This is a genomic window from Streptomyces sp. SID14478 (assembly GCF_010548525.1).
Classification (GTDB): Bacteria; Actinomycetota; Actinomycetes; order Streptomycetales; family Streptomycetaceae; genus Streptomyces.
The window spans coordinates 1-1,145 of sequence record NZ_JAAGMG010000022.1 but is presented as its reverse complement, the minus strand read 5'-3'; the positions used below and the strand labels follow the sequence as shown (position 1 = coordinate 1,145).

Sequence of the window (1,145 nt, the reverse complement as noted above, 5' to 3'; positions counted from 1 at the left end):
CTGCTGCTGCGCCCGTTGCGGCCGGTGCGCGCGCAGGCGGGGGCCCGGCGCAGGGCGGGCTACCGGCTGGTCGCGGCGGACCGTCCCTTCCTGGTCCTGACCGGCGCCAACTTCCTCAACGCCCTTTCCTACTCGGCCCTTTCGGTGCTGTTCCCGCTCTTCATCGTGCAGTGGCTGCACGGTCCCGCGGCGCTCAGCGGTACGGCGTTCACCGTCAACACGGTGCTGTGCGCGGTCGCCGGGATGTTCGTCGCGGGCCGGGTGCGCGGTGCCGGGGCCCGCCGGACCCGCTCGGCGGCGCTCGGCGGGATGCTGTTCGCGACGTCGTTCGCGGGCCTGGCGCTGCTCGGCACCGTGCGGCCGGACGGAGACCTGCCGATCACGGCGGCGCTGATCGTCCTGGTCGTCGTCTACACGCTCGGCGAACTGGTCCACAGCCCGTCCGCCGAGGTCCTCGCGGTCGCCGCGGCGCCGGAGCGGGCGCGCGGCCGTTACATGGCGGCGTACCAGCTCTCCTGGTCCCTGGCCAAGGCGCTCTCGCCCTCGCTGTTCACGGGCCTGCTCGCGGTGGACGGCCGGGTGCCGTGGCTGTTCCTGATCGCCACCTCGGCGGTGGCGGCGGGGCTGCTGATCCGGGTCGAGCGGCGGCTGCCGGTGGAGTCGGTCGTCGTGGCGCGCGGGCCGCGGACGGTGCGCGAGCCGGTGGCGGTGACCTCATGAGGCGGGCGCACCGGACAACCGTCGTGCTGCTGACCGCACTCGCCCCGGTCTCCTGGGGCTCCACCTACGCGGTGACGACCGAACTCCTGCCGCCGGACCGCCCGTTGTTCACGGCGACGGTGCGCGCCCTGCCCGCGGGACTGCTGTTGCTCGCGCTGGGGCGCCGGCTGCCGAGGGAGCGGTGGTGGGGGAAGGCCGCGGTCCTGGGGGCGTTGAACATCGGCGCGTTCTTCCCCCTGCTGTTCCTGTCCGCGTACCGGCTGCCGGGCGGCCTCGCGGCGGTCGTCGGCTCGGTGGGCCCGCTGTTCGTGGCGGGCCTCTCGGCGGGCCTGCTGGGTCAACGTCCCTCGCGGCGCACGCTGTTGACCGGGGCCGTGGCGGCGCTCGGGGTCAGTCTCGTGGTGCTGCGGGCCGCGGGCGCGCTC

General features: G+C 75.3%; 2 protein-coding genes. Both read left to right on the top strand.

What is annotated here, in order from left to right:
- Positions 1-720, top strand: a 720-nt coding sequence (locus tag G3I40_RS00880; RefSeq protein ID WP_164300210.1) for an MFS transporter, incomplete at its 5' end; no start/stop codon positions are given.
- The coding region (locus tag G3I40_RS00875; RefSeq protein WP_164300209.1) for a DMT family transporter at positions 717-1,145 on the top strand (429 nt) is incomplete at its 3' end. The genes G3I40_RS00880 and G3I40_RS00875, both read left to right, overlap by 4 nt.